The organism is Kitasatospora sp. NPDC028961, assembly GCF_055564815.1.
Genome location: NZ_JBVHVO010000012.1, coordinates 163,904 through 182,650 on the forward strand (window position 1 = coordinate 163,904; position 18,747 = coordinate 182,650).

Genomic DNA, 18,747 nt, shown 5'->3' on the forward strand with positions numbered 1-18,747 from the left:
ATCAGCTGCGCAGCAGACGGCCCTGGGCGTCCGTGCGGTCGTTGCTGGTGAGGAACAGGATGCCGTCGATCAGCGACCAGACACCGAGACCACCGCAGGTCAGCAGCTGGGCGATGCCCAGGCCGATGTGGCCGGTGTAGAAGCGGCCGACGCCCAGGCTGCCGAGCAGGATCGTCAGGATGCCGGCGACGACCTTGGACTTGTCGGAGAGCTCGGGCTGGGCGTGGGGCGGGTACGACACGTTCGGTGTGCTCCTTGTGACGGCATGTTCGAGCTCGCGACGGGACGGTCGCTGCCTCGACTGGTGAGGTTGCCGGCCCGGCTCACCGGGGGCTGCGGCCACCGTCCGGACGGGGCGGGGCGCAGCCACGACAGACCCGGAGGCGGCGCGGCACGCGGAACACTAGCCGATCATCACACCGGCTGTCTCCACAGATTCTTCGCGTTCGCCTGACCGTCACATGACCTTCGGGCGTTCCCGGACGATTCGCCGACGTCCGTTACTTCGCCCACTCCCGGATCCGCTCGATCCGGGCCTTCAGCTGATTGACCGTCGCCTGCGCGGTGAGCGGACCGCCGCACTGGCGCCGCAGCTCGTTGTGGATGGTGCCGTGCGGCTGGCTCGTCCGGTGGTGCCAGGCCGCCACCAGCGCGTTCAACTCCTTGCGCAGCTCGCGCAGTTCCTGGTGGGTGACCACCGGCCGCTGCTCGGCCGGCAGCTCCAGCAGGTCGGCCTCCTCGGCGGGCTTGGCCTTGCTGCGCTGGATCTGGCGGTGCTGGCGCTTCTGCAGCAGCATCTGCACCTGGTCCGGCTCCAGCAGGCCCGGGATGCCGAGGTACTCCTCCTCCTCCTCGCTGCCCGGGTGCGCCTGCATGCCGAATTCCATGGCGTTGTACAGCACCCGGTCGAAGACCGCGTCGGAGCCGATCGCCTCGTAGGAGAACTCCTCGCCGCCCGCGCCGTCCGGCCCGTCGTTGGCCCGCTCGGCCTCGGCGAGCAGCCGGTCCTCCTCGTCGAAGAGGCCCTCGCCCTCCTTCTTCGGCCGGTCCAGCACGTGGTCGCGCTGGAGCTCCATCTCGTTGGCGAAGCCCAGCAGCGTCGGGATGGTCGGCAGGAAGACGGACGCGGTCTCGCCGCGCTTGCGGGCCCGCACGAAACGGCCGACGGCCTGCGCGAAGAACAGCGGGGTGGAGATCGAGGTGGCGTACACCCCGACGGCCAGCCGCGGCACGTCGACGCCCTCGGACACCATCCGGACCGCGACCATCCAGCGCGCGTCGCCCGCCGAGAAGTCGGAGATCCGCTGGGACGCCTCCGCCTCGTCGGAGAGCACCACGGTGGCCTTCTCGCCGCTGATCTCCCGGAGGATCTTGGCGTAGGCGCGGGCGGTGTTCTGGTCGGTGGCGATCACCAGGCCGCCGGCGTCCGGGATCGCCTTGCGGACCTCGCTCAGCCGCCGGTCGGCGGCCTGGAGCACGCTGGGGATCCACTCGCCCTGCGGCGCCAGCGCGGTGCGCCAGGCCTGGGCGATCAGGTCCTTGGTCATCGGCTCGCCGAGCCGCGCCTCCAGCTCGTCGCCGGACTTGGTGCGCCAGCGCATGTTGCCGCTGTAGCTCAGGAAGATCACCGGGCGCACGACGTGGTCGGCGAGCGCGTGCCCGTAGCCGTAGGTGTAGTCGGCGACCGACTTGCGGATGCCGTCGCCACCCGCCTCGTACTGGACGAACGGGATCGGGTTGGTGTCCGAACGGAACGGCGTACCGGTCAGCGCCAGCCGGCGGGAGGCCGGCTCGAAGGCCTCGAAGCAGGCCTCGCCCCAGGACTTCGAGTCACCGGCGTGGTGGATCTCGTCCATGATGACCAGCGTCTTGCGGGCCTCGGTCCGGTTGCGGTGCAGCATCGGGTTGACCCCCACGCCCGCGTAGGTGACCACGATGCCGTGGTACTCGCGGGAGAGCGGGCCCGAGGAGTAGGCCGGATCGAGCTTGATGCCTATCCGGGCGGCGGCCTCGGCCCACTGCTTCTTCAGGTGCTCGGTCGGCGCGACGACGGTGATCTGCTGCACCAGGTGGTTGTGCAGCAGGTAGGAGGCCAGCGTCAGGGCGAAGGTGGTCTTACCGGCGCCCGGGGTCGCGACCGCGAGGAAGTCGCGCGGCTGGTTCTCGATGTACCTGTCCAGCGCACCCTGCTGCCAGGCCCGGAGCTTGCCGGCGGTGCCCCAGGGGGCCCGGCCGGGGAAGGCCGGCGACAGGTGGTGCGAAGCGGCCGACGCGCCTTGGCCAGCGGCCCGGGCGGGCGCGTGCGGCTCCTGCGCGTCGGAGAAGAGGGGCATCGAGGAGGCGGCGGCAGTACTCACGGTCTCCGAGGGGGATCATCGCAGGTCAGAGGCCGTTTAGCGGCCCCCGCCCGCGGTCGGGCGGCAATCGGACAACCGGTCCAGCGTACCGGTCCGGCGCCGTTCGAGCGGCCAGGCTCGACCTCCGGTACGCCCGGACGGCCGGAAACCGATGTGACCCGGATCACGGAAATCACCCACCGGAACCGCGTAAGCGCGACCGCCCCGCCCGACTCTCTCCAGTGAGGCCGCCCCACCCTCCACAGCCGCCACCCCGGCCTCATGCCACCGCGAAGACCTCACTCCCCCAGAAAGGGCGCGCCGTGCACGCCACCGTCGAAGAGACCGTCCAGGCCCGTCTGATCCTGTCCGCCCACCGGTCGGTCCGGCTGCGGGTCACCCTCGGCTACCGCCGGGAGGACCCGCTCGCCGTCCGGATGGGCTTCCCCGCCGAGTTCTCGCTGGACGAACCGGGCGACGGCGCCGGGCCGGGCTCCGGCCGGGACGCCGGCCCGGACATCGAGTGGGTCTTCGCCCGGCAGCTGCTGTCGGCCGGCCTGGAGCTGGCCGCCGGCGACGGCGACGTCCACGTCCGGCCCGCCCCCGGCCGGCGCACCATGGTCGAGCTGCGCGCGGCCGAGGGCACCGCGCTGGTCCGGTTCGACACCGCCGACCTGCGGCGCTTCCTCTGGCACAGCCGGCTGGTCGTCCCCGAGGGCGAGGAGCACCGCCACCTGGACGCCGACCGCGCCCTCGCCGAGCTCCTGGGCTGACCGGCCCCGGCGGGGACGGTGGCGGCCCCGCCGGCGCCCGCCCGGGGCCGAGGCCCGGGCGGGCGTCCCGGCGGGCCGGGAGCGGAGCGGCTCAGGAGGAGAGCCGGCGCATCAGCCGGACGCCCTGCGCCGCCGTCAGGTGCGGCAGGTAGGCCTTCCCTATCGCCCGGGTGATGCTGGGCAGCGCCGCCGGGTCGGGGTACGCCATGTACAGCGGTCGGTACTCCGGCTGGAACTTCGCCTTGAAGGCCAGCAGCGAGCGGAACCCGTAGACCGGCTCCAGCACCCGGCCCATCCAGTCCAGCGTGCGCTGCAGCCCGGTGGGCGGCGCGTCCTGCCCGGAGCGGGCCAGCGGCGCGCCGGAGAGCGAGACGAAGCGCGCGCCCTCCTCCTTGAAACCGAGCGCGGCCGAGGCGATCAGGAACTCCGTCACCCCCCGGAAGCCGTCCGAGCGGCGGCGCATGAAGTCCAGCGTCCAGCCGACCGGCACCCCGTCCTCGTAGACCGGCATCCAGCTGGTCAGCCCGTGCACGACGCGGTCGCCGTCGACGGCGATCAGCAGCCGGACCGCCGGGTCGTCCAGCTCCTCCAGGCCACCGAGGGTGAAGCCCATCTCGGGCAGGCCCTTCTCGGAGACCCACTCCTCCGAGATCGAGCGGATCTGGTCGCGCAGGGCGAGCGGCGCGTCGTGGTAGGCCCACCACTCGGCGGTGATGCCCTGCTTGCCCGCCTTGTTGAGGGCGGTCCGGATGTCCTGCCACTTGCGGCCGGTGAAGGCCAGTCCGGGCAGGGCGACCACGGTGTCCTCCGCCACCTGGAGCGAGCGCCAGCCGAGCTGCCCGGCGGCGTCGCTGGTCTCCGGGGTGACGCTGTAGAAGCAGGGCGTCCAGCCCCGGGTGTCGCAGTACCGGGCGAAGCCGGCCACCGCCCGGCGTCGGGCCTCCGGCTCGCCGAACGGGTCGCCGGTGGTCAGCGCCACGGTGGAGAGCACCCGGTAGGCGACGGCGGCCCGGCCCTCCTCGTCGAACCAGTAGTGGTTGCCGTCCCAGGTGGTGATGAAGGACAGCGTGCCGCCGCCGTGCGCGGTGAGCAGCGCGCGGGCGCGGGCGGCGTCCTCGGCGTCGGTGTGCACCACCGGGCGGCGGAAGGCGACCAGCAGGGCGGTCAGCGCGACCACCCAGAACGCCAGGCCGCAGTACGTCTCCAGGAGGCGGGCCGGCGGGCCGACCGCTATCGGGTAGTCGGGCAGCAGGTCGTTGTAGGCGGGCGGCAGGAACTGCGCCGGCAGTCCGGCGACCAGGCCGCCCACCCCGGCGCGGGGGTCGAACTCGCCGGCCACCAGCCGGCCGAACCCCACGTACGCGGCCGCCGCGGCCAGCGCCGCCCCGCCGGTGACGAGGGCGAGCCGGCGCAGCACCGCGGCCGGCAGCCGCAGGCCGAACCGGTGCCGGGTGGCCAGCAGCAGGCCGGTGGTGAGCAGCGGCAGCAGCAGCGCCTCGACGAAGTACTGCACCACGTCGCCGGCGCCGGTGCCGGTGCCGGCGAACAGCCAGAGCAGCAGCGCCGCCCAGAGCAGTTCGGTGGCGACGGTGATCCGCCAGGCCAGCCGCAGGCCGCGGCGCAGGCCCTCGGCGAGGACCAGCAGCAGGGCCGGGAAGAGCGCGGCCATCAGCCGCGCCGGGGTGTCGAATATCCGCTCGACGGCGTGCGCGCGGGCGCAGTCGTGGGCGGACATCGCGCAGAAGTCGGCGACCTCGTCCGGCGAGAGCCGGTGCGAGAAGTACAGCTCGGAGAAGGTGTTGAAGGGCCCGGCCGCGTTGTCGTACAGCGAGGCGACCAGCGGCCCGAGGGCGGCGGCCACCAGGCAGAGCGCGACCAGCACCCGGGTCTCGGTGTGCGAGGAGCGGTGCGGGCGCAGCTGCCACCGGCGCCGGGCGAGCAGCGCGCCGATGCCGAGGCCGAGCAGCGCGCCGGCGCTGCGCTGGACGCTCTGCAGGTGGCCGACGTACAGCGTCATCACCAGCGGGACGAGCACCACCAGCAGGTGCAGCCGGCGGCGCCAGAGCACGCTGAGCCGGTAGCCGAGCACGCCGGCCAGCGCGAACAGGCCGACGACCGGGCCGGTCGCGGTCTGGTCGGCGACGGCGAGGGTCCACTGCTCGCCGGCCCGTGAGCCGAAGGCGACCAGTCCGGTGCCGAGCAGGGTGCCCAGCACCTGCCCGCCGACCAGCACCAGGAGGGTCCGGCGCCGGCCGAGCCGGCTCTCGGCGGCCGGGCCGACCAGGAGCAGCAGCAGGCTGGTGAAGACGTACGAGCCCGCGCTGGAGCACCAGAGCAGCGAGGTGAACGGCGTCCACCAGCGGCCCTCGCCGAGGGTGGGCAGGCCGACGCCGATCCGGGCCAGCAGGCCCCGGGAGGGGCCGCCGGCCAGGCTGCCGGTGGCGGCGCCGACCGTCCAGAGCAGGCCGAGCAGCGCCAGGGTCAGCGGCGCGGCGCGCAGCCGGTCGGCGATCCCGGTGACGGCCTGCCGCCCGGGCTGGGGGGCGGGCTCGGGGGCGGTCGCCACCGGTACCGGCCCGGGGCCGTGGTCGTGCGCGCGTTCACGCTCGCGCTCGCGCTCGCGTTCCCGTTCGCGGGCGGCGACGACCGCCGGAGCCGCGCTGAGCCGGATCACCGGATCAATCCCGTCTGTTGGGCCAGCCACGGCAGTTGGTCGACGATTCCGGGCCGGAACACCACCCAGCCGTGCCCACCCGGCATCAGATCGAACCTCGCCTTCATCCCGGCGTCGAGCGCCGCCTGGTAGACCTTCTCCTGCTGCGGGCGGAACTCGCCGTCGGTGCGGCCGACGACGATCGCCGCCGCGGTGTCCGGGAACCGCTTGCGCCGCATCACCTGCAGCGGATCGATCGCGTCGAACTTGGCGTGGTCACCGCCGAAGGCGGCGGCGACGGTCTGCTCCCGGGTCCCCAGGGTGGGTTCCTCCTGCCCGGACATGTCGAGGAACGAGCCGTAGACGTCGGGGGCGTTGACGGCCATCTGGAGCGCGCAAGTGCCGCCCATCGAGGCGCCGCCGATGGACCAGGAGCCCCGGCCCTTGGCGGCCTGGAGGTGCTGGTGCACCCAGTTCGGCACGTCCTCGGCCAGGTAGGTCTGCACGTTGCCGAGCTTGGAGTCCATGCAGAGCGTGTTGTTCCAGATCGACCCGAGCTGGTCGGGCATCACCACGATCGGGGCCAGGCCGTCGTGCTCGGCGGCGAAGGCGTCCAGCGCCTCGTTCACCTGGCCGCCGAGCACCCAGTCGCCCGGGTTGCCGGGCTGGCCGGTGACCAGGACCACCACCGGGAGCAGCGGGCGCGGGCTGGCCTGGTAGGCGGGCGGCAGGTAGATGTACGCGTCGCGGGCCTTGAAGCCGGACTTGCCGCCCGGTATCGGCTCGATCGAGACGGTGCCCTTGGCGGGCAGCCCGGGCGGCGCCTGCCAGACGTCGGCGAGCACCTTGCCGGGGGGCGGGCTCACCGTCCGGGCGTCGAAGCCGGTGGTGAGGCCCTGGGTCTTGGAGAGCCAGGGCGCGAGCATGACCCGGCCGCTGGGGTACTGGCCGAACCCGCGGTTGACCTGGGAGGAGGCCATCAGCAGCACCAGCGCTCCGGCGGCGACCGCCAGCAGCTTGCCGCGCCGGCCGAGCCGGGGCATCCGGAAGCCGGCCAGGCAGAGTCCGAGGAGCGCGACGGCGATCCACCAGGTGACGTAGCGGGGCAGGCCCTCCGGGAAGGGGTGCCACCAGTCGTCCACGACGACGTCCAGCACCAGGCTGAGCGCGGCGGCGCTGAACAGCGCGGCGGGCAGCCGGCGGTTCCACCAGCTCCGGCCGCGGGCCAGCGCGAGCAGGAGCAGCGAGCCCCAGCCGGCGGCGAGCACGGCGAGCGGGATCGGGCCGTGCGTCAGCGGCCAGTCGATCGGGTTCCATGGGACGGCGAGCGTGGCGGTGGTCATGTACGTGTCCCCGGCCGGGTGGTGTCGGCCAGGAATCCGTAGGCGACCACGTTTCCCTGGTAGCCGTGTTCCTCGCTGTACCCGCCGCCGCACGTGATCACCCGGAGCTGGGCGTCGGCGGCCTGGCGGTACACCCGGTCGTCCGGGAAGTCCTTTCGGTCGTGCACTTCGATGGCGTAGAGCTGGTAGACGGCGGTCGCGCCGTCCTCGCGGGCGATCTCGATCCGGTCGCCGCGGTGCAGCGCGCCCAGATGATAGAAGACGGCGGGCCCGCTCTGGTTGTCGACGTGCCCCGCGAGGATCGCGGTGCCGCGCTGACCGGGGGTGGCGCCGCCGCGGTACCAGCCGGCGAGGTTGCGGTCGGCCGCCGGGGGCGTCTGGAGGCGGCCGTCGCCGTCCAGTCCGAGTCCGGTGACGGGGGCGTCGAGCTTGACGGCGGGGATCCTGATCCGGGTCGGGGCGGAGGGGCCGAGCGGGGGGACGACGGAGACCGGGGCGAAACCGGAGAGGGACTGTCCCGCACCGGGAGCCGGAGGAAGTGCGGCGTGGCCCCCGTCGTTCAGCAGCCAGGCCCCGAGGACGATCGCGGCGCCGACCGCCAGGGTACCCGGCCACGGGCTCCTGCTCTGCTGGGCGCCCACCCGGCGCTCCCCTCTGCTGACAGCTCGATCGTTCCTGAGAGTTTCCTGGGAACAATTCAACCGGATTGGACCTTAAGGCACGTCCATACGATGGTCCTACCGACACCCCCCGATCGGCAGGGCCAGCGGTCCGATCCGTGCTCCGGGTAGGGGGGCGAACACGGGGAGAGAGCGGATCCCGCCGGACGGACCGCTCCCGAGTCCACCTGCATGACCATCGACAATCTCGGACACCTGTCCGGTTGCACCAATCGGGCGATCAGTTGCGACCGTTCGTGGTGGATCACCGACCGATCGTGTCCGCATGCCATGCTGACCCCGTTCACAGGCCTATCACCGCACTTGTCCGACCGGGCGCCTCCGGTCCGCCGCACGCCCCACGAACGGAGTGACCATGGACGCTCTCTCCCGCCGCACCCTACTGGCCGCCGGAGCCGCGACCGCAGCCGCCCTCACGGCCGGCTGCGGCACCAAGGGCGGGGCCGGCGGAGCGCAGGCGGCGACCCCGGAACCGGCCCCGGCCAGCCCCGCGGCGGACCACGCGGGCCCGGGCTCCGCGCCCCCGAAGGCCCCCGTCACGCTGATCGGCGACGGCTCCACCTCGGACACCGGTGCGCAGCCGAACCAGCCCGCCGTCGAGCCGCTGAAGCTCGGCGAGCGCCCGCCGCAGTTCGTGGTCTTCTCCTGGGACGGCGCCGGCGAACTGGACAACGGCCTGTTCCGCCGGTTCCGCCGGCTGGCGCAGGAGCACAACGCGTCGATGACCTTCTTCCTGAGCGGCCTCTACCTGCTGCCCGAGGCCAAGAAGGACCTCTACCGTCCGCCGCAGCACAAGGTCGGCGCCTCCGACATCGGCTACCTGTCGGACCAGCACATCCACGACACCCTGGAGAACCTGCACGCGGCCTGGCTGGAGGGGCACGAGATCGGCACCCACTTCAACGGGCACTTCTGCGGCGCCACCGGCGTCGGGCAGTGGTCGCCGCAGGAGTGGGACAGCGAGATCCAGCAGGCGATGGACTTCGTCACCAACTGGAAGACCACCACCGGCTTCACCGACCTGCCGGCGCTGCCCTTCGACTACCGCAAGGAGCTGATCGGCAGCCGCACCCCGTGCCTGGAGGGCCAGCGCAACCTGCTGCCGACCGCCGTCAAGCGCGGCTGGCGCTACGACAGCAGCGGCAACGGGACGCAGGTCTGGCCGCAGAAGATCCAGGGCGGGGCGCTCTGGGACCTCCCGCTGCAGTCCATCCCCTTCCCCGGGCACACCTTCCAGGTGCTGTCGATGGACTACAACATCATGTTCAACCAGTCCGGCAGCAACACCAAGGCCGACCCCTCGCTGCACGCCGCGTACCAGACCCAGGCCAGGGACTCCTACCTGATGGGCTTCGAGCGCGCCTACAACGGCAACCGGGCGCCGTTCGTCATCGGCAACCACTTCGAGCAGTGGAACGGCGGCATCTACATGAACGCCGTCGAGGACGCGCTCAAGGAGATCGCCGGCAAGCCCGGGGTGCGGCTGGTCTCGTTCCGCCAGCTGGTCGACTGGCTGGACGCCCAGGACCCGGCGGTGCTCCGCAAGCTGCAGGGCCTCGCCGTCGGCCAGGCGCCGACCGGCGGCTGGGAGACCTTCCTCGGCTCCCCCGCGCCGGCCGGTGCCGCCGCCGGCTGACGCTACGCCGTCCTCCGGACCCGGCCGCCGAGCAGCGCGCCCACCAGCGCCACGCCCGTCATGGTCAGGAAGATCACGGTGAACGCGCCGACCGAACCGGAGCCCTCGGCGCCCCCGTGGGCGGCGGCCACCGAGCCGCCGCCCAGCGCCGAGAAGAGCACCCCGGACAGCCCCACCAGCAGGACGTTGCCGAGCGCGTCGCTCATCTGCAGCGAGGCGGAGTTGGCCCCGGCGTCCTCGGGCGTGGACAGCTTCATCATCAGCACGCTGACGCTCGCCACCGTCAGCCCCATCCCGATGCCGCCGACACCCCAGGCCGCCGCCGCCACCCAGGCCGGCACCGCCGGGACCAGCACCAGCGCCGCCCCCGCGATCGCCACCGCCGTCAGCAGGAAGCCCCAGCGGATCATCGCCTCCCGGTACGGCTCCGCGCCCGGCCGGCCCTGCAGCCAGGAGCCGAGCGCCCAGGAGAGACCGCCGCTGGTCAGGGTCAGACCGGCCAGCGTGGGCGACAGGCCGCGCTGGGTCACCATCATCAGCGGGATGAACGCCTCCGCCGCGAAGAACGCCCCGGCGGCCACGCCGCGCAGCAGGATCACCGTCGGCAGCCCGCGCGCGGCCCGCAGCGTCCCGGCCGGCAGCAGCCCCAGGACGGCGGGCACCAGCAGCGCCACCCCCGCGAACGCCGGGAGCAGCCCGATCAGGTCCAACCGCTGGCCGGCGTACTGCAGCAGACCGGCGCCCAGCGCCGCCATCGCGGCCATCCTGCTCCGGCGGCGGTCGAACTCCGCGCCCTTCAGCACCGGCTGCTCGCGCTCGGAGCGGCGCAGCGCCGGCCCCATCACCGCGAGCGGCAGCAGGATCAGCACCGGGACGGCGAGGAACACCCAGCGCCAGCCCAGGTGGTCGGTGACGGCGCCGGAGACCACCGGGCCGACGATCGAGGGCAGCACCCAGGCCGAGGAGAAGGCCGCGAACACCGACGGCCGCAGCCGCTCCGGGTAGGCCCGGCCGACCACCACGTACAGCGCGACGATCACCAGCCCGCCGCCCAGGCCCTGGATCGCCCGGCCGGCCACGAAGACCCACATGCCGGGCGCCGCCCCGGCCACCACCAGACCGGCCCCGAACACCGCGATGCCGGTGAACAGGGGTCGCAGCGGACCCCGCCGGTCGCACCACTGGCCGGAGACCACCAGGGCGAACAGCGTGGTGGTGAAGTACCCGGAGAAGGCGAAGGCGTACAGCGGGAGCCCGTCCAGCTGGCGGGCCGCCACCGGCATCGCGGTGTTGACGGCGGTCGCCTCGAAGGCGAGCAGCAGGACCACCGAGACGATCCCCAGGGTCAGCGCCCGGTAGCGGCCGGTGAGCACGCCGCCACCGGGGTCGGTCTCGTCGGGGGGTGTCGGGCCGGAGTCGACCGAGGTGGCGGAGGCTGTGGTCATGGGTCATATCGTAAGGCCCGTAGGGCACCATGACCCCTGACCGGTGGACCGGTTCCGCGTGGTCCGCAGGACCTAGGACCGGGGCCCCGGCCTGCGGGGCGACCGGCTCAGTGCAGCACCTTGAGGCCCACCACGCCGGAGACGATCAGCAGCAGGCAGCCGATCCGCGCCGCGGTGACCGCGTCCCCCAGGACGGCCATGCCGTAGAGCGCCGTACCGACCGCGCCGATGCCGACCCAGACCGCGTAGCCGGTGCCGATCGGGATGGAGCGCATCGCGTACGCCAGACCGCCCATGCTGAGCGCCAGCGCGACGGCGAAGACCAGGGTGGGGACGAGCCGGGAGAAGCCCTTGGACGAGTCCAGGGCCACCGCCCAGACGGTCTCCAGGACACCGGAGACGATGAGAACGAGCCATGCCATGACGAGGGACCTCCGCAGTCAGCAGCGGCCGGGTTGCCGCTGTGCTGCGCCGTCTTGTCGTCACCGGGTACGACGCGCTCGTCCGGAGTGGCCGGAGTCCGGCCACCTGTCTTCGACGGTAGCACGACCCGCCACACAGAATTTACACAAGGACATTGACGGGCCGCCCGCCATTCCGCCAAGATGAATTCACCAACACGGCGAACGACGACAGGAGTCGGCAATGAACAGGAAGACGGTGGCCCTTCTCGCGCCCCGCGCCTGTGCCGCGGCTCCCCGGTGTTGTCGCGCCTGTCGCTGTTGCCGCCACGCCTGAGCGCATCTGCGGAACAGCTCCTCCCACGGCCGTGTGCCCGAGTGGTTTAGGGAACCGCCTGCAAAGCGGTTTACACGGGTTCGATTCCCGTCATGGCCTCCACCGAAATGAATGCGCCGGTCCGCGAAGAATTCGCGGACCGGCTGTTCGGCATTCTCCCGGCCGGATATTCCGGGCCCCCCGAATACCGCCGGAATTCACCCCCGGGGGCGGGGCGGGTGCCCCGCCCCCGGGGTCAGCCGGCGACGGCGTCCTCGGGCCGGATCGGCAGCCGCCCGACGGGCAGGCCGGTCGCGGCCCGGACGGCGGCGGCCACGGCGGCCGGGGCGACCACCGCGGGGGCCGCGCTGACCGCCTTGGCACCGAAGGTGGCGACCACGTCGCGCTCCTCGACCAGGGCGGCGATCCGGACCTCGGGGGTGTCCAGGGCGGTCGGCAGCCGGTAGCCGGTGAGCGAGGGGTTCAGCAGCAGGCCGCCCTCGGTGCGCAGGTCCTCCAGCAGCGCCAGCCCCACGCCCTGGGCCACGCCCGCCTCGATCCGGTCCTCGATCTGACGCGGGTTGAGCGCGCGGCCGACGTCCTGGGCCACCGTCACGTCCACCACCCGGACCGCGCCCAGCTCGATGTCCACGTCCACCACCGCGCGCATCGCGCAGAACGCGATGGAGACGAACGCGTCACCGTGCCCGGCCTCGTCCAGCGGCTCGGTCGGGTGCGGGCGGCACTGCGCGGTCGCCCAGAGCTCCTTGCCCTCCAGCGCCTCGGCGACCGGCATGCCGAGCACGCCGTCGTAGGAGGTGATCTTGCCGTCGGAGATCTGCAGCAGCTCGACCGACATCCCGAAGTCGGCGGCGATCGGCTGGAGCAGCTGGTGGCGGACCATCAGCGCGGCCCGCTCGACCGCGCCGCCGGAGACCCAGGTGTGCCGGCCGCGGGCGGCGGGCCCGGCGATCGACTGGTCGCTGTCGGCCGGTGCGATGTAGACCTCGTTGATCCCCAGCACCGACTGCACGATCTGCCGCGCCAGGGTGGCGAAGCCCTGGCCGGAGTCGACGGCGGCGCAGATCACCGTGGCGTGGTCGCCGCTGACCCGCACCGTCGCGGTGGAGACCTCGTCCTCGCCCTCGGCGCCCAGCATGTGCACCATGCCGACCGCGTAGCCGATGCCGCGGCGCACCGCCGCCGGGTCGCCGGCCCCGCCGGGCCCGCCCGGCAGCAGCCACTCGGCGTCCGGGTCGTCCACCGGCAGCGGGGGCAGCGGCTCCTCGGCGACGGCCTCCAGCAGCGCGGCCACCGGCGCGGGGCAGGTGACGGCCTGTCCGGTGGGCATCGGGTCTCCGGTCGCCATCGCGTTGCGCCGGCGGATCTCCACCGGGTCCACGCCGACCCGGGCCGCCAGCTGGTCCAGCTGCGACTCGTAGGCGAAGCAGGCCTGCAGGGCGCCCTCGCCGCGCATCCGGCCGGCCGGCGGGTTGTTGGTGCGCACCGCCCAGGCGTCCACGAAGACGTTCGGGCAGACGTAGGGCCCGACCGAGAAGGCGGTGGCGGCGGCCAGCGCCTCGGCCGAGACGTCCGCGTAGGCGCCGCCGTCCAGCAGGATCTGCGCCTCCACCTTGACCAGCTTGCCCTCGGCGTCGGCGTGGTGGCGGTAGCGCAGCAGCGCCGGGTGGCGGGAGGTGTGGGTGTGGAACGACTCCTCGCGGGTGAGGGTCATCTTCACCGGGCGGCCGGTGCGCAGCGCCAGCAGCGCCAGGGTCACCTGGAAGGAGAGGTCCTCGCGGTCCGAGGTGGCGCCGGGCACGCCGGTGACCACCAGTCGGACCCGGTCCGGCTCCAGGCCGAGGCAGGCGGCGGTGCGGTCGCGGTCGCCGTGCGGGTCGGTGGACGACAGGTGCAGTTCGACGCCGCCGTCCGGGCGCGGCACGGCCAGACCGGCCTCCGCGCCGAGCGGCGCCGGGTCCTGGCGGCCGACCTGGTAGAGGCCCTCGACGATGACCTCGCCGGCCGCGTCCGGGTCCCCGGTGCGCAGCGGCAGGTGCCGGAAGAGGTTGCCGTCCGGGTGCAGCGGGCCGGCGGTGAAGGCCTGCTCGGGATCGGTCACCGCCTCCAGCGGCTCGTACTCGACGGTGATCAGACCGACCGCCAGCCGGGCGGTGTCCGGGTGGTCGGCGGCGACCGCGGCGACCGGCTCGCCGTGGTGGCGCACCACACCGGCGGCCAGCACCGGCCGGTCCGCGACGATCGGCCCGGCCGGGGCGCCGTCGGGGGTGCCGTCCGGCCCGGGCGGCAGGTCGGCGGAGGTGACCACCGCGTGCACGCCCGGCAGCGCGAGCGCGGCCGAGGTGTCGATGCCCCTGATCCGGGCGTGCGGGTGCGGGGAGCGCAACACCGCGCCCCAGAGCAGGCCCTCGGCCCAGAGGTCGGCGGCGTACGGGTAGATGCCGAGCGCCTTCGGCAGGGCGTCGCTGCGCAGCGGGGAGCTGCCCAGCCCGAACGGCTCCCGTGCGCCGCCCTCGTCGCCGTCCTGCTGGGGTGCTGCGCCGATGTCGGTAGGCGACGTCATGATGCGTGGTCGTCCTCGGGGAGCCGGATGCCGTGGGCGGGGGTGGCACCGTACGGGACGCCGGCGGGGGCGACGCCCTCGACCGGGACCCCGTGCGGGGGCGTGTGCGCGTACGGCGTGCCGTGGGCGGGCGTGCCGTCGTACCCGGCCCCGTTCGGGGCCGTGCCGTCGAACCCGCCGCCGGGGGCCGGGATGCCGTGCGCCGGGGTCTGCTCGTAGACCGGGCCGTCGTACGGGGAGGCGTCGTAGCCGGACTGCTGCGGGTAGCCCCCGTCCGGGTAGCCGCCGGGCAGGTAGCCACCGGGTGCGGGGGCGCCCTGGTAGGGCTGCTGCTCGGGGTAGCCCTGCGGCGGGTAGTAGCCCTGCCCCTCGCCGGCCGCCTGGGCGGGGATGCCGGTGACGGGGGTGAGCACCGCGGTGTCGTACACGCCGGTGTCGTAGCCGCCGTGGCCGTCGGGGGCGCCGTAGGGCACGCCCGGGCCCGCCCCGCCGGGGGCCGGGGCCTCCTCGACGGGCGACTGCGAGCCGTGCGACTGCGGGACGTGCTCGATCCAGGCGTCGGCGTCGGTGTAGACCGGCAGGTCGGCGGCCCGGGCGGCCGGCTCGGGCGCCGGTGCCCCACCCGCGGGGGCGTCGCCGGCGGGCGCGGCCGCCCCGGCGGCCGCCGCGTGGGCCTCCTCCGCCTCCTCGGCCCCCAGGGCGCGGGCGTCGGCGACGGACTGCACCGCGGCCAGCACGCCCCGGTAGCCGGTGCAGCGGCAGAGGTTGCCGCAGAGCGCCTGGCGGGCCTCGACCTCGGTGGGCCGGTGGTTGCGCTGGAGCAGGTCGTGCACGGCCATCGCCATGCCGGGCGTGCAGTAGCCGCACTGCACCGCGCCGGACTCGGCCAGCGCCTGCTGGACCTCGCTGGCGCCGCCGCCGGCCGAGAGGCCCTCGACGGTGTTGATCTCGCTGTCCGCGGCCAGCGCGGCGGGGACCAGGCAGCCGGCCACCAGCTGGCCGTCCACCTGGACCGAGCAGGCGCCGCACTCGCCCTGCTCGCAGCCGTCCTTGGCGCCGGCCAGCCCGAGCCGCTCGCGCAGCACGTACAGCAGGCTCTCGCCGATCCAGGCGTCGGTGACGGGCCGTTCGAAACCGTTGACCCGCAGGGTGTACGAGGCGCAGGGGCGCAGCTCGCGGCTGACCTGCGGCGCGTGGTCGAACGGGCCGGCGTCGAGGGTTCCGATGGGGTCAGTGGTCACTTCAGCGCCCTTCCCAGTGCCCGGCGGGCCAGCACCGATACGGTACGCCGCAGCCGAACGGCGGCCGCGCTCGGCCCCTCGGTCACGGCCTCCCAGGCGCCCTCGGCGCCGTAGCTGTCGGGTACGCACGCGGCGGCCACGTACTCGCCGAAGGCCGCCGTCGCGGTGGGGTCGATCTCGCGGCTGCCGTCCCAGTCGATGCAGCCGGCCACCCAGGCCTCGGCCTCCAGCGGGCGCAGCGGCACCGGGGCGACGGCCCCGACGGCGCAGCGCACGGCGCGCCGGGCGGGGTCGAGGACGAGCGCGACGGAGGCGGTGGCGCGGGCCGGGCCGCTGCGGCCGGTGGCCTTGAGGAAGACCTGCGGGGCGTGCAGCAGCGGGACGCGCACCCAGGTGAGCAGCTCACCGGGGCGCAGCGGGTCGAGGCCGGTGAGCAGGTGGCTGACCGGGACCTCGCGGGTGGCGCCGGCCCGGGCGAGGGTCGCGGTGGCCTCCAGCGCGGCCAGCACCGGGAGGGTGTCGCCGGCCGGCGCGGCGGTGACGATGTTGCCGCCGAGGGTGCCGACGTTGCGCACCTGCGGGGGCCCCGCGGTCCGGGCCGCGTCGGCCAGGGCGGGGATGAGGGCCGCGAAGTCGGGGCGGTCCATCCGGGCGTGGGTGAGCCCGGCGCCGAGCACGGCGGTGCCGCCGTCCTCGTAGCGCCAGCCGCGCAGCTCGGTGATCCGGCCGAGGCCGATCAGGGCCGCGGGGCGCAACCGCCCGGCGTTGACGGCCTCCATCAGGTCGGTGGCGCCGGCCACCGGCACCGCGGCCGGGGTGGCGGCCAGCGCGTCGACGGCCTCGTCGAGGGAGGCCGGCAGCATGATCGTCCGGTTCACCTGGGTCCCACCGTGCTCCACTTGCTCATCGATCGCCTGCCGCCCGCGGCCCTCGGCCGGGGTGTCCGCGTCGGCAGCCCGGCCTGGCCCGTAGGGTACGGGCGATCGGGCCGGGTTGGGCAACTCTGGCACACAATGCTCGATGATCATTTCGGGACGGGCGAACGGAACTGCCCGATTGGGACGCATACCGGGCGGTATCTGCTCCGGCCCGAAACCGGACCGGAGCAGATGTTCATCTGTTCTTGACGTCGGATGACCACTCAGAAGTTCCCGGTCGCCATGGAGCCCGGTGGCCGATCGTGGTCAGACCGCCGGCGGCGCCCCCTCGATCGGACGGCCGGCCACCCCGGGCCGGCGCTGCCAGGGGTGCGGCCCGTCGACCGGGCGGTACTCGACGCCGAGCGCGTCCAGCACGGCCCGGTGCGACTCCATCCGCCGCTCGAAGCCCGCGTAGTCGCGCTCGGCCGGGTCGGCGGGCAGCGCGGACCAGGCCACCTCCGAGAAGGCCGCGAGCCGGGGGAAGGCCCGGTAGTCGACGTCCCGGGCGCTGTCCATGAACTCGCTCCACAGGTTGGCCTGGGTGCCGATCACCCGGCGGGCCGCGGCCTCGTCGAGCTGCGCCGGCACCGGCTCGAAGCGGTACACGTCCTCCAGGGTGCGGACGAAGCCGACCGGGACCGGCTCGTCCTCGCCCGGGGCCTGCCGGTGGTCCAGGTACACGTGCTGCTCGGGGCACATCACCACGTCGTGCCCGGCCTGCGCGGCGGCGATCCCGCCCCCGTAGCCGCGCCAGGAGGAGACCGCCGCACCGGGTGCCAGCCCGCCCTCCAGGATCTCGTCCCAGCCGATCAGCCGGCGCCCGCGCTCGGCCAGCCAGCGGTCGAAGTGCCGGATCACCCAGCTCTGCAGCTCGTCCTCGTTGCTCAGCCCGAGCTCCTGGATCCGCTCCTGGGCCGCGGCGCTGTCCTTCCACTGCTCCTTCGGGCACTCGTCGCCGCCCAGGTGGACGAACTCGGACGGGAAGAGCTCCAGGACCTCCTCCAGCACCCCCTCGAAGAAGCGGACGGTGGCCTCGGAGGGGTTGAGCACGTTGTGACTCACGCCCCAGTCCGTCCACACGCCGAGGGCGGCGGTGTCCACCACGTCGGTGTTGCCCAGTTCGGGGTAGGCGGAGATGGCGGCCTGGGAGTGACCCGGAAGGTCGATCTCCGGGACGACGGTGATCGCCCGTTCGGCGGCGTACGCGACGATCTCGCGCAGGTCGTCCTGGGTGTAGAAGCCGCCGTGCGGGCGGTCGTCGCGGCGCTGGGCGGAGCGGTAGCCGACCATCGAGCGCTCCCGCCAGGAGGCCAGCTCGGTGAGCTTCGGGTAGCGCTTGATCTCCACCCGCCAGCCCTGGTCGTCGGTCAGGTGCAGGTGGAGCACGTTGAGCTTGTGCGCGGAGAGCTGGTCGATGAAGCGCAGCACGTCGGACTTGGGCAGGAAGTGGCGGGCGACGTCCAGCAGCGCGCCGCGCCAGCCGAAGCGGGGGGCGTCCTCGATGTCGACGCCGGGCAGCACCCACCCGGTGTCGCGCAGCGGCGCCCGGCGGTAGGCGTCCGGGCCGAGCAGGCGGCGCAGGGTCTGCGCGCCCCAGAGCGCGCCGGCCGGGCCGCCGGCGGTGACCACGGCGCGGCCGGGGCGCACCGAGAGCCGGTACGCCTCACCGGCCAGCGTCGCGTCGTGGACCAGTTCGATGCCCTCGCCGGGCCGCCCGGGACCGAGCGGCAGTCCGGTGGCGGCGGTCAGCGCGGTGCGCAGCCACCGCTCGGCCCCGGACAGCTCCGGCGGCGCGGTCAGGGTGGTGGAGCGGTCGAGGGGGAAGTCCTGGTCCTGGAGGCGGACGGAACTCAAGGGGGCGGGAATGAGGTCCATTCCGCCATCCTGCCCCCGGCCCGGTCAATTGGCATAGACCACTTTGCACAATGCCGCACAGTGCAAAACGGCGCAGTGCAGAACAGCGCTGTGCGGAACGGTGCCGTGCGGAACGGTGCCGTGCGGAACCGCACCGTGCGGAACGGTGCCGTGCGGACGGGTCGGCGCCGTCCCGGACCGGGCGACCCGGCCGGGCCAGGCGGCCGGGCTACTTGTCGTCGCCGCCCTTGCCGTCCTGCGGCTTGCCGATGCCGTCGTAGATCTCCTTGCACATCGGGCAGACCGGGTACTTCTTCGGGTCGCGCCCGGGCACCCAGACCTTGCCGCAGAGCGCCACCACGGGAGACCCGGAGAGCGCGCTCTCCATGATCTTGTCCTTCTGGACGTAGTGCGCGAAGCGCTCGTGGTCGCCGTCCCCGTGGGACACCTGGGGGACGGGCTCGACCAGGGTGCCGGTGCCGAGGCCGCGCTCGGGCTCAAGAGTGCTCATAGGTGCCAAGTCTATGGGCGCCCCGGGAAACCGGGCCAGTGTCGTGCCGGCGGC

Annotated in this window: 13 protein-coding genes, 1 tRNA gene, 1 pseudogene and 1 riboswitch; of the genes and pseudogenes, 3 read left to right on the forward strand and 12 right to left on the reverse strand. The window is 74.0% G+C overall.

The genetic code is table 11. From position 1 onward, the window contains the following. Position 1 precedes the first annotated feature (1 nt). Complete coding sequence (locus tag ACZ4UX_RS21935) at positions 2 to 241, reverse strand: TM2 domain-containing protein (protein ID WP_380388532.1); 240 nt, start codon at positions 239 to 241, stop codon at positions 2 to 4. 259 nt (positions 242 to 500) lie between these two features. Further along, a complete protein-coding gene (locus tag ACZ4UX_RS21940; RefSeq protein WP_329492114.1) occupies positions 501 to 2,333 on the reverse strand; it encodes a DEAD/DEAH box helicase in 1,833 nt (610 codons plus the stop codon). Between the two features lie 326 nt (positions 2,334 to 2,659). Between ACZ4UX_RS21940 and ACZ4UX_RS21945 the strand changes: the two genes are divergently transcribed. Next, positions 2,660 to 3,109 (forward strand): SsgA family sporulation/cell division regulator, encoded by a 450-nt coding sequence (locus ACZ4UX_RS21945; RefSeq protein ID WP_465707878.1) that lies wholly within the window; start codon positions 2,660 to 2,662, stop codon positions 3,107 to 3,109. 91 nt (positions 3,110 to 3,200) lie between these two features. On the opposite strand, the gene ACZ4UX_RS21950 is transcribed toward ACZ4UX_RS21945, so the two are convergent. Genes ACZ4UX_RS21950 through ACZ4UX_RS21960 form a run of 3 tightly spaced genes read right to left on the reverse strand, consistent with a single transcriptional unit; the run spans position 3,201 to position 7,746 of the window. Then, a complete protein-coding gene (locus ACZ4UX_RS21950) occupies positions 3,201 to 5,783 on the reverse strand; it encodes a bifunctional lysylphosphatidylglycerol flippase/synthetase MprF (protein ID WP_465707879.1) in 2,583 nt (860 codons plus the stop codon). Next, entirely contained in the window at positions 5,780 to 7,105 is a 1,326-nt protein-coding gene (locus tag ACZ4UX_RS21955) for an alpha/beta hydrolase (RefSeq protein WP_465707880.1), read from the reverse strand. Before ACZ4UX_RS21955 ends, ACZ4UX_RS21950 begins: the two co-directional genes overlap by 4 nt. Then, complete coding sequence (locus tag ACZ4UX_RS21960; RefSeq protein ID WP_329487869.1) at positions 7,102 to 7,746, reverse strand: class F sortase; 645 nt, start codon at positions 7,744 to 7,746, stop codon at positions 7,102 to 7,104. Before ACZ4UX_RS21960 ends, ACZ4UX_RS21955 begins: the two co-directional genes overlap by 4 nt. 394 nt (positions 7,747 to 8,140) lie before the next feature. Between ACZ4UX_RS21960 and ACZ4UX_RS21965 the strand changes: the two genes are divergently transcribed. After that, positions 8,141 to 9,421, forward strand: coding sequence for a polysaccharide deacetylase family protein (locus ACZ4UX_RS21965; protein WP_329487870.1), 1,281 nt, complete (start codon positions 8,141 to 8,143; stop codon positions 9,419 to 9,421). A gap of 2 nt (positions 9,422 to 9,423) precedes the next feature. Here the strand turns inward: ACZ4UX_RS21965 and ACZ4UX_RS21970 are convergent, their stop codons facing one another. Together ACZ4UX_RS21970 and ACZ4UX_RS21975 are read right to left on the reverse strand one after the other, a co-directional pair. After that, positions 9,424 to 10,866, reverse strand: coding sequence for an MFS transporter (locus ACZ4UX_RS21970; protein WP_465707881.1), 1,443 nt, complete (start codon positions 10,864 to 10,866; stop codon positions 9,424 to 9,426). Positions 10,867 to 10,973: 107 nt separating this feature from the next. Continuing rightward, the gene (locus ACZ4UX_RS21975; RefSeq protein WP_465707882.1) at positions 10,974 to 11,288 is read right to left on the reverse strand and encodes a DMT family transporter; all 315 of its coding nucleotides are present in this window, start codon (positions 11,286 to 11,288) and stop codon (positions 10,974 to 10,976) included. Between the two features lie 43 nt (positions 11,289 to 11,331). After that, a riboswitch (guanidine-III (ykkC-III) riboswitch) is annotated at positions 11,332 to 11,397 on the reverse strand. 234 nt (positions 11,398 to 11,631) lie between these two features. On the opposite strand from ACZ4UX_RS21975, the gene ACZ4UX_RS21980 reads away from it, so the two are divergent. Further along, positions 11,632 to 11,706 (forward strand) — tRNA-Cys (locus tag ACZ4UX_RS21980). Positions 11,707 to 11,839: 133 nt separating this feature from the next. On the opposite strand, the gene ACZ4UX_RS21985 is transcribed toward ACZ4UX_RS21980, so the two are convergent. From ACZ4UX_RS21985 to ACZ4UX_RS22005, 5 genes and pseudogenes are all read right to left on the reverse strand, one after another. Then, complete coding sequence (locus ACZ4UX_RS21985) at positions 11,840 to 14,167, reverse strand: xanthine dehydrogenase family protein molybdopterin-binding subunit (protein ID WP_380390055.1); 2,328 nt, start codon at positions 14,165 to 14,167, stop codon at positions 11,840 to 11,842. Positions 14,168 to 14,802: 635 nt separating this feature from the next. Beyond that, positions 14,803 to 15,333: pseudogene (locus ACZ4UX_RS21990) on the reverse strand ((2Fe-2S)-binding protein); the annotation flags it as partial. A 71-nt stretch (positions 15,334 to 15,404) separates the two neighbouring features. After that, positions 15,405 to 16,271 carry an FAD binding domain-containing protein gene (locus tag ACZ4UX_RS21995; RefSeq protein WP_329492115.1) on the reverse strand — a complete coding sequence of 289 codons (867 nt, stop codon included), beginning with the start codon at positions 16,269 to 16,271 and terminating at the stop codon, positions 15,405 to 15,407. Between the two features lie 321 nt (positions 16,272 to 16,592). Next, positions 16,593 to 18,203 carry a beta-N-acetylhexosaminidase gene (locus ACZ4UX_RS22000; protein WP_465707883.1) on the reverse strand — a complete coding sequence of 537 codons (1,611 nt, stop codon included), beginning with the start codon at positions 18,201 to 18,203 and terminating at the stop codon, positions 16,593 to 16,595. Positions 18,204 to 18,411: 208 nt separating this feature from the next. Next, on the reverse strand, positions 18,412 to 18,693 hold the full coding sequence (locus ACZ4UX_RS22005) for a DUF3039 domain-containing protein (protein WP_329487875.1): 282 nt from the start codon (positions 18,691 to 18,693) through the stop codon (positions 18,412 to 18,414). Positions 18,694 to 18,747 lie beyond the last annotated feature (54 nt).